Origin of the sequence: Micromonospora sp. NPDC005324, from assembly GCF_040607155.1 — a bacterium.
In the GTDB taxonomy this organism is placed as follows: domain Bacteria; phylum Actinomycetota; class Actinomycetes; order Mycobacteriales; family Micromonosporaceae; genus Micromonospora; species Micromonospora trifolii.
Genome location: NZ_JBEXGE010000083.1, coordinates 1 through 9,426, shown reverse-complemented (window position 1 = coordinate 9,426; position 9,426 = coordinate 1). Strand labels below are relative to the sequence as shown.

Annotated in this window: 8 protein-coding genes and 2 pseudogenes; 5 read left to right on the top strand and 5 right to left on the bottom strand. The window is 67.8% G+C overall.

Annotated elements, in window-relative coordinates:
- Positions 1-72: 72 nt before the first annotated feature.
- The 5 genes from ABZS40_RS35810 to ABZS40_RS35790 all read right to left on the bottom strand — a co-directional run bounded on the left by ABZS40_RS35810 (position 73) and on the right by ABZS40_RS35790 (position 4,898).
- Positions 73-375, bottom strand: coding sequence for a beta-ketoacyl synthase N-terminal-like domain-containing protein (locus ABZS40_RS35810; RefSeq protein WP_354949092.1), 303 nt, complete (start codon positions 373-375; stop codon positions 73-75).
- Between the two features lie 127 nt (positions 376-502).
- Positions 503-1,423 carry an NmrA family NAD(P)-binding protein gene (locus ABZS40_RS35805; protein WP_354949090.1) on the bottom strand — a complete coding sequence of 307 codons (921 nt, stop codon included), beginning with the start codon at positions 1,421-1,423 and terminating at the stop codon, positions 503-505.
- A gap of 212 nt (positions 1,424-1,635) precedes the next feature.
- On the bottom strand, positions 1,636-3,114 hold the full coding sequence (locus ABZS40_RS35800; protein WP_354949088.1) for an MFS transporter: 1,479 nt from the start codon (positions 3,112-3,114) through the stop codon (positions 1,636-1,638).
- Positions 3,111-4,580, bottom strand: coding sequence for a 4-hydroxyphenylacetate 3-hydroxylase N-terminal domain-containing protein (locus tag ABZS40_RS35795; RefSeq protein ID WP_354949086.1), 1,470 nt, complete (start codon positions 4,578-4,580; stop codon positions 3,111-3,113). The genes ABZS40_RS35800 and ABZS40_RS35795 overlap by 4 nt, the downstream gene beginning before the upstream one ends.
- 96 nt (positions 4,581-4,676) lie before the next feature.
- On the bottom strand, positions 4,677-4,898 hold the full coding sequence (locus tag ABZS40_RS35790; RefSeq protein ID WP_354949084.1) for a hypothetical protein: 222 nt from the start codon (positions 4,896-4,898) through the stop codon (positions 4,677-4,679).
- Positions 4,899-4,941: 43 nt separating this feature from the next.
- On the opposite strand from ABZS40_RS35790, the gene ABZS40_RS35785 reads away from it, so the two are divergent.
- From ABZS40_RS35785 to ABZS40_RS35765, 5 genes and pseudogenes are all read left to right on the top strand, one after another.
- Entirely contained in the window at positions 4,942-6,051 is a 1,110-nt protein-coding gene (locus ABZS40_RS35785; protein ID WP_354949083.1) for a hypothetical protein, read from the top strand.
- 207 nt (positions 6,052-6,258) lie between these two features.
- Positions 6,259-7,212: an AraC family transcriptional regulator gene (locus ABZS40_RS35780; protein WP_354949081.1), complete on the top strand. Its 954-nt coding sequence runs from the start codon at positions 6,259-6,261 to the stop codon at positions 7,210-7,212.
- A 178-nt stretch (positions 7,213-7,390) separates the two neighbouring features.
- A pseudogene (locus tag ABZS40_RS35775) lies at positions 7,391-7,765 on the top strand (ISAs1 family transposase); the annotation flags it as partial.
- Entirely contained in the window at positions 7,735-8,286 is a 552-nt protein-coding gene (locus tag ABZS40_RS35770; RefSeq protein WP_354949079.1) for an ISAs1 family transposase, read from the top strand. The pseudogene ABZS40_RS35775 and the gene ABZS40_RS35770, both read left to right, overlap by 31 nt.
- A 160-nt stretch (positions 8,287-8,446) precedes the next feature.
- Positions 8,447-9,377: pseudogene (locus ABZS40_RS35765) on the top strand (transposase); the annotation flags it as partial.
- Positions 9,378-9,426: the final 49 nt, after the last annotated feature.

Genomic DNA, 9,426 nt, shown 5'->3' with positions numbered 1-9,426 from the left:
GGCCCCGCGTCGGGCCCACACCATGCCCACCGGCAGAAACACCGACAGCCGCACCCACAACACCAAGATCAATCACTCATGAAAGACCGAGGCTAAGGTGCACGAGAGTCGGCCGGCTGCCATGCCGCGTTGCTGGCTGCCGAGGACGGAGACCAATCCGAGCCGATCCAGTCGCGGGCTCTGGAGATCCCAGTAGTCAGCCTGGCTCTGGCCCACGAATACCGCCGTACGGCTGCCCGCGAGGTTCTCCGGCAGCTGACCTGCGTCCTCCAGCGCCTGTTGCCGGAACTGCGCCGGGCCGTCCGCGCCGGGAAGGCGGCACCCTGCGCCGATCACCGCGACCGGCTCCCCCGCCTGCCGTCGTGCTGACCACATGTGTCAACTTCCTTCCCCCGAAGATCGTGCTCTGGAGCCGCCGCGAGAATGCGAGCGGTGGCTGTCACCACCGGGGCCCGACCGGCCGACTTCCATCGGCCTGCCGGGCTGCCCGGGGTGACCGTCCTCAGGGACGCTCCGCCTGTTCCTTCTGGGCGAACTGCTGCCACGGCCGCGCCGCGACCCAATCGGCGATCGGCGTTGGAGTCACGTTCAGAACCTCTGACATCGTCGCCGGCTCCAGGTCAAACAGGTCACGACCGGCCCCCTGGCCGACCCAGCGGTAGATGCCGGCGACGCCGGTGGCCGCCTCGGCGCCCAGCGCGAAAGTCAGTCCCTCCTGAAAGGCGTCGACCCCCAGAGCCAGGTAGCTGATCTTCCTGCCGAGGACGGTGGAGAAGATCGCGGCCAGTTCGGGTCCGGTGACGACCTCGCCGCCGCCGAACTGCACCACCCTGCCGGCCAGGTCCGGACGGTCCAGAGCCGCCACCATCGCCGCCGCCAGGTCGTCGTGGGACAACCAGGCGACCCGCCGGTCCGCGGGCAAGGGGTAGGCCAGCACGTTCTGGTTCACCAGCGCCCCACCCACCCCGGGGTTGAAAAGGTTCTCGAGATACACCGGGGGGCGCAGCACGACCAGCGGGACACCGCTGACCGCCAGGATCGCCTCCGCGACCCGCCGGGTCTCGTACGCCGGGTACGGCGTGGTTTCGCCCGGGATGCAGGTGTTGGCGTTGTAGACGAGTTGCTGCACGCCAGCCTGCCGGGCGGCGTCCGCGATGTTGCGGGCGTAGCCGGCAACCGTCTGCGCGTCGTACACCAGGGGCAGGGTCACTGCGGCGTGGGTGACGCCCGCGAACGCCTCGCGCACGGCGGCCGGGTCGGCCAAATCGCCGGTGACCAGGCTGACCAACGAGTCGGCCGGCTGAGCGCCGCGGCGGGCGAATCCACGCACCGGTTGGCCCCGCTCGGCGAGGGTCCGGGCGACCGCGCCACCCTGGCCACCGGTTGCGCCGAACACCAGATACTGCTTGCCCTGCTCTGTCATTCCTCAGTTCCTTCGCGTGCGTGGGAGGAGCGCCTCGCCTCGGGGACACGGCGCTTGGTGCAGGACCTGTCGTGCCAGGTCCTCGTTGCCGGCCAGGACCGCTCGGGTCAGGACCGGGTGAGCGGACCCGCGGGCGTACCGGGGTCCGCTCAGCCAGTGGAGTCCGGATGGTGCCCGGCTCCGCTGCATCCGGCGCGGAATCGTCCGCCGGACTACCGTCGGGAGACTGTCGCCAGGCCGACGGGCACCGGCCGGACCCGCCGTAGCCGGACGGCCACCGCGGCCGCGACGAGCGAGACCACCGCGCCCACCAGGAACGCCGTCTGGAAGCCGGCGGTGGTCGCTACGGCGTCCAGGCGGGCCGGGTCGTCACCGGTCAGGTGGCTGGTCCGAGCGGCAGCCACACCGGCCATGACTGCAAGACCGACGACCGCACCGACCTGCTGACTCGTATTGATCAGCCCGGAGGCGAGCCCGACCTCGCTGTCGGTCGCCTCCGCCGTCGCCGCGACATTTGTCGTCACGGTCACCAGCGGCAACCCCACGCCGAGGACGACGGTCGGACCGAGCACCTCGGAGACGAAGTCACCCTCGGCAGAAAGGCGGGACAGCCAGAGCATGCCCACGCCGAGCACGACGAAGCCGGCCGTCATCACGACATCGAGGCCGAACCTGGCGATCAGCCGCTCGGACACCGCGGCCACGGCGATCACCACCAGCGACATCGGCAACAGACCGAGCCCACCCCCCAACGGGGAGTAGCCGAGCACGTCCTGGAGATAGATGCTGACCAAGAAGAACGTCGGGAACAGGACGAGCTGTGCCAGCCCGCCCAGGATGTTGGCGGTACGGAGTCGCCGCCGCCGGAAGATGCCCAACGGCACCAATGGGTTGCTGCTGCGACGCTCGATGAACACGAACGCCACCAGGCACAGCGTCGCCAGACCGGCCGCGCCGACGGTTCGACCGGCGAGCCAACCGATGTCTCCAGTCGATACCAACGCGTACGCCAGCAGCCCCAGACCGGCGGTGACGGTCACGGCACCGATCGCGTCGAAGGCCCGGCGGCCCCGGGGCTCGCGTACCTCAGGCACCAGCCGGAGGGCTAAGACGACAAGCACGGCACCGGCGACGACGTTCATGAGGAACGTCGAGCGCCAGCCGAACGAGTCGGTCAGCACCCCACCGAGGACCGTACCGACGGCACCTCCGCCGCCCGCCATCGCGGCGAAGATACCAAGGGCCCGATGCCGTTCCGGGCCCTCCGGGAAGATGCTCAGCACCAGCGCCATTGCGGCGGCGGCGGCCAACGCGGCGGCCAGACCCTGGATCGCCCGACCAGCGATCAGCCAGCCGGCCGAGTTCGCGACCGCGCCCACCGCCGAGCCGACCGCGAGGACGACCAGACCGATCACGAAGACCCGGCGGCGGCCGATGTGGTCGGCGCTTCGGCCACCGAGTAGGAGCAGCCCGCCGAAGGTGATCAGGTAGGCATTCGCCACCCAGGAGAGCCCGGTGGGCGAGATGTGCAGGTCCTCGCCGATCGAGGGCACCGCGACGTTGATGATCGCCGTGTCGAGGATCAGGAGGAACTGGGTGCAGGCCAGCACCGCCAGCGCCCGCCACCGGTGAGGCGCCCCGGCGGCACCGGAGGCCGGAGCACCAGGCGAAGAGACGTCCGGACCGGTCATGAGGCGCCGTACATTGAGTCGTCCAGCTCGTAGCCGTCCAGGCAGGACTGGGTGAGCTGTTCAGACAGGTCCGGACGGCCGTCGCGCACCACCGCCGGCAGGTAGACGTGCGGGGCGCCGTGGTAAAACCGCTCGTACTGCTTGTGCCGAGAGGCGAAGTCCGAACCCAGCGCGTCCCAGGTGAGCTTGAGCAGCTTGATCCGCGCCTCGGCCGAGTGGCCGGGTGAGCGGACGTACTTGGCGAGCACAGGCCCCAGCTCGGGGTGCAGCAGATCGTAGCCGGAGGCGGGTAGCTGGATCAGGCCGCCGCCGGCAAGCAGCTTCACCTCGGCCACCGCCTTCGGGCAGATATCACCGGCCATCGCTCGATGCGCGGACGCGATCTCCGGGTTGATCATGACGCCCTCGCCGCCCGGGACGGGAACGAACTCCGTCCCGGCCGCGATCAACATCGACCGGGCGATGTTCACCCAGCTCATCAGGCGGCCGATCTGAATCTGCACCGCGGGCAGACCGTAGGTGTTTTTCGCCTTGGCGATGAGGATCGCCAGGCCGGTGAGGAACTCAAGCTTCGTCCAGAAGCGGGTGGCCGACTGGTGGACGAAGTTGTTGTACGTCGGTGTCGCCCACCACTGACGCAGGCTGGCGTCCACGTCGCGATAGACCAGCACCCGGTCCCACGGCACGACGACGTCGTCACAGACGAGCAGTGAGTCGTTCTCGTCGAACCGGGAGGAGAGCGGGTTGTCGAAGACGCTCCGGGCGCTAGCCTCGTACGAGGTGCGCGAGACGAATCTCAGCCCCGAGGTGTCGAGCGGGATCGAGAAGCTGAGCGCGTATTCCACGTCCTTTGGGGCCCGGGGTTCGATCGTGCCCACCACCACTTCGAAAGCGGCGGCCGTGCCGATCATCTTCGCGCCGCGTACCACGATGCCGGCGTCGGTCTCCTTGACTACCCGCAGGTAGAGGTCGTCCTCCTCCTGCTCGGATGCGGCCTTGGTTCGGTCGATCTGCGGGTTGGTGATGGTGAACGCCTGGTAGAGATCACCGGTGGACATCCGGCGGTGGTGCTCGGCGACATTGTCCCGACCGTCGAACTCGGCGCCGGCGAAGACCTCCGGCAGAGCGGCGAACCCGGCGAGGCCGGACGCCATGTAGTCGGGTGAGCGGCCGAGGAAACCGAAGGTTGCCTCGGCCCAAATCTTGTGTGCCTTGCGCCGAGCGACAAGGTCCTCGTAGTCGCGGGCGATGTGGAACGCCCGGTGGATACGGTCACCCGACGGGGACCCGACCGTCAACGTCGGGGCGAACTCGGTCTGGTGAGTCAGATCGTAGAGGTGGGCGATGGACCGAGCCGTGTCGCGGAACGCGCGGTTTCGAGTCAAGTCCTTGACCGGTTCGCCGTCCTGCCAGATCTCCCGGCCGTCGCGTGACGCATCAAGATACTGCTCACCGGTTCGCGTCATCTTTTGTCTCCTCGATTACGGATAGGCAGGCGGTTTGGTGGCGTGGACCTGTCAGTGGCCCGGCAACGTTCAGGACCCGGCCGACTGCCGGGCGGGTCATGCCGGGCGCGGTCGGCGCCGGACCGAGTAGGAGGAGGTGGCGTTGGCCGTCAGGGCGTCGAAGCCGCCCAGCTCCGCGTAGCGTTGAGAGATCTCGGCCAACTCCGGGGCGAGGTCGGGCACCGACGAGCCGGTGCGGGAAACCTTTCTGAGCCGGTCCGCCATGGCGGCCACCACCTCCGGGCCCAGTGCCCGGTTGCATTCTTGGAGCAGCGTCATCCGGTCGCGCCGATCCCGTTCGTAGGCCAAGAAGGCGGTGCTGATGTCCGATTGGCTGGCCACGGCACTGGCCGGGGCGCGGGCATCGATGATCGCCTGGGTGGTGCCGTTGGACCCCATCGGCACGTCGCGTGGGCAGCGTCACCGGTCCGAAGGTCCAGCGGGGCAGCGGATCGCGATCGAGCATGGCCTGTTTGAAGGGAGCTGCGGCGGCGATGAGGGCACCGACATCGAGCGAATCGAAAACCCAGCTGTCGAGCGCGGCCAGCAGCTTCGCCGGATCCACCACCCGGTCCCATCCCGCCCGGTCGACCAGCTCACCCGGCACGAAGGTGCGGGCCACCGCCCAGTTAGTGTCGACGAGGCCGGCGGCGTCCAGCCGCGGCGCTATCGGGTATGCGATCACCTTCCACGATCCTCGGCTCCACTCAGGCAACGCCATCGGGCTCGCCGAACTCCGCGTTCTGTCGCCTCCGACGAACATCGATCGGCCGTCGGCGAACGGCGGAATCTTGGCGATGCCGCGCCAAACCACCTGCCGTTGCCACACCGGCGGTCCCTCACCGGGAAAGAGCACCCGGCGGACGCCGGAGCGGATGCCATCCGCGCCGATCAGGTCGTCGGCCTCGGTCGTAGTGGTGCTGCAGGCGCGATGGGCGAGGGTGACCCGCACCCGGCCGGTGGGCAGCAATCGGAGGTCGGTGACCCGGGCATCGGCGCCGACGCGCCCCCCGCCGAGTCGTTCCTCGACGGCGGCGAGCAGCACCATCTGGAGGTGCCCACGGTGCACGGACAACTGCGGCCATCGGTGACCGGCCGCGCGGCCCCGCGGCTCACGCCAGATCACGTCACCGTGCCGGCTGGAATAGACCAGCTCGGTGGTCGGGACGGCGGACCCGCCCACCGCAGCCTGGAGGCCGAGGTCCGCGAGTTCCCTAACGGCATTGGGAAGGCGGTTGATCCCGGCACCGAGGGGCCGGATCTCCGGGGCTGCGTCGACCACCCGGATGTCGTCGAGACCGGCCGCGTGCAGGCTCAGGGGCGGGGTCAAGACGGCGATGCCCGCCCCGGCGATGAAACCTCGCATCGACGCCCCTCCCTACTCGTCCCGTGCTCGAACGCCGGCCGGCGACGCGTCAGTCATCGCGGGTGACACCAGCAGCCGTGATCGACGGCGGAGCGGAGTGCGGCCCGCGAAGCTCAGCGCAACGCCAGGGAGGCCCCGGTGTGTGGGCTTCTCGTGCGATACGCAACCGGAATGCCGCTCGTCTCGACCGAGCGGCCCGCTTCCCTCGCAATATTCACGGAAGGCTTCGGTACGATCAATAAAGAACTCTCCGATTCTAGTTAAGGATCATCCATGAATGATCGTGACGTACTGGCCGAACTGCTCAAACCGATACGTCTGGTCAGCGTTTTTCACAGCCGATGGATCGTGCGCGGCCCATGGAATCTGCAGGGTGACGACGATCACTGTGCGGTGCTTCACTACGCCTTGCGAAACAGTTGTTACGTCAAGCTTCAGGGTCAGCAACCCATTCTCCTGCGACAGGGCGACCTGGCGATCTTCCCCTACGGCACCGCGCATTTATTAGGTGACGGATCACCGGGCCCGGCTCGCCCGTTATGCGGTGTGCTCCCCGAGCGCCGCCTCGGCGAGTCAGCAATTGTGCGGATTGGCGACGAGGGTGCTCTTACCGAGCTCATGTGCGCCAGCCTCAACTACGACCTCGGTGGCGAAGCCCCGCTGTACCGGTCGCTCTCGCCGGTCTTCGTGCTGGGCAAACCCGACCTCGACAGCGAGCCGCTCCTGCTCCGTACGCTGGAGTCTCTGGTTCCGGAGACCGAGCGACGCGAGCCGGGCAGCCCGTTGGTGACACTGCGAGCTTTCGAGATGGTATTCGTGCTCGCGCTCCGCGTGGCATTGCGGAATCTGACGGTCGACTCACCGGCCCTACGCGCACTGGCCCACCCCGGGGTAAGCCGTGCTCTATCGGTCATTTACGGCGAGTTCCAGCAGCCCTGGACGCTGAACCTGCTGGCGCAGCGGGCCGGCATGTCGAGGTCGAGTTTCGCCAAGACGTTTAGGGATCTCGTCGGAGAAGGGCCGGCGCTGCATCTCACCCGACGTCGGATGCAGGAGGCGGTTCAACTGTTGACGCACACGCAAACCCCTTTGAGTTCGATACCCGAGTTGGTGGGGTACAAGAGTTCGGTGGGATTCCATCTCGCTTTCCGCAAGATTTTGAATGACACGCCGGGCCGGTACCGGGGGCATCATGGATTGGAGGGTGGCCCCGCCGCGCTCCGGTGAATCGTGATGCATCGCGGCCGTGGTCCTGTCGCGTACGTGCCACGGTTGGCCCCCGAGCAACGGGCAAGGCGCGACCCCCTCGCCTTTAGCCACGAACAGCCTCGCCTTCCGGCTGCCGAGCGCCTGCCAAGCGACCACCTAACACCGACAAACACGAGAGCCCTGGATAGGCGTCGGCGTGCACACGCTGGGTAGGGCTAGCCGCTGGGTTCTTGCCGGTATCGACGCCGACGTCCTGGATGCCGCAGTGTCTCGATGGCTGATCAGCCGCCCAGGTTCTCGCGGCCTGGGCCGGCGGGTGATCGCCGTTGATGGGAAGACGTTGCGGGGCAGCGGTCCCGTCGGCGCCCAGGTGCATCTACTCGCCGCCGTGCATCACCGTGACCGGATTGTCCTGGCCCAGAGCGACGTCGACGGGAAGACGAACGAGATCACCAGATTCGTGCCCATGTTGGACACCCTCGACCTGGCCGGGGCGATCATCACCGCAGACGCGCTGCATACTCAGCGCGACCATGCCCGGTGGCTGGTCCAGAGAAAGCCGGTTACGTCTTCGTCGTCAAAGGCAACCAGAAACGTTTGTATCGGCAGATCAAAGCCGTGCCATGGGCGAAGATCCCGGTTCTGGACCAGACCCACGACCGCGGGCACGGCCGCCATGACATCCGCCGGTTGCAGACCGTCACCTGTCTCGGCCGCCTCGCCCTGGACTTCCCACACGCCAGCCAGGCCCTGCGGATCCGGCGCCGCCGCCACAACCCGGCCTCCGACCGCTGGTCCACCGTCACCCTCTACGCGATCACCAACCTCACCGCCGACCAGGCCGGGCCCGCCGAACTGGCCGACTGGCTACGCGGCCACTGGTCCATCGAAGTCCTGCACCACATCCGCGACACCACCTATTGCGAAGACGCCAGCCGCCTGCGGACCGGCAACGCACCCCGAGCCCTGGCCACGCTACGCAACACCGCGATCAGCCTGCTCCGCCTGACCGGGGTCAGCGCCATCGCGCCAGCCCTTGAGAAAAACAGCCGCAACCCACGCCGATCCCTACAAATACCAGGAATCACCTAGAGCGGGCATATCTCTACCTTGCAAACGCCCTGCTGCTGGAATTCGAACCCATTCCACCGCGGCCGTGTTGTTGGGGACTGTAAAACGAACGGTGTAACTCCTGGTCAAGGAGCAGCACCTGGTGACGGATGTCGTGATCACCGAGGTCGATACTGACCGGGTGGCGAAGCGTGGACCGGCGCGGCCGGCAGGAGATGGTGTCGATGAGCAGCTCGTCGCGCAGGTGGTGGAACGGGCCCGGGCGGCTGGTCTGCAGCTTGCCGGCGAGGGCGGGCTGCTGCAGCAGCTGACCAAGCGGGTCTTGGAGGCCGCTCTGGACGGTGAGATCAGCGATCACCTGGGCTACGACAAGGGCGACCCAGCCGGGAACAACGGTCAGAACTCCTGCAACGGAGTGCGGGGCAAGACCGTGCTGACCGAGGTAGGCCCGGTGCAGATCGAGGTGCCTCGGGATCGGGACGGCAGCTTCGAGCCGCAGATCATGCGTAAGCGGCAGCGCCGGCTGTCCGGCGTCGAGGACATGGTGATCTCGCTGTCGGCCAAGGGATTGACGACCGGGGAGATCCAGGCCCACCTGGCCGAGATACGTGATGGGAAGGTCGCGAACAGGCCGACCTACGTGGCCCTGGCCGGTCACGGTCGACGGCAACCGGGACATCCTCGGGCTCTGGGCCGGTGACGGCGGTGAGGGCGCGAAGTTCTGCCTGAGCGTCCTCACCGAGCTGAAGAACCGGGGTGTCGCGGACGCGTGCATGGTGGTCTGCGACGGACTCAAGGGTTTACCCGACGCCATCGGACAGACCTGGCCCGAAGCGGTCGCGCAGACCTGCATCATCCACCTGTAGCGGGCCTCGTTCCGCTACGCCGGGCGACAGCACTGGGATGCCATCGCCAAGGCCCTCAAGCCGGTCTACACGGCGGCGACCGAAGCCGCCGCCCGGGAACGGTTCGCCGAGTTCACGCAGGCGTGGGGCACAAAGTATGCGGCCATCATCCGGTTGTGGGACAACGCCTGGGCCGAGTTCATCCCGTTCCTGGCCTTTCGGAGCCTGTCGCAGAATGACGTGTCCCTGCGGGGTCGTCAGCGGCGGTTCTGAGAGAATCGGGTATGGCCCGCGATTATCGTCCTGTGCTGCGTGA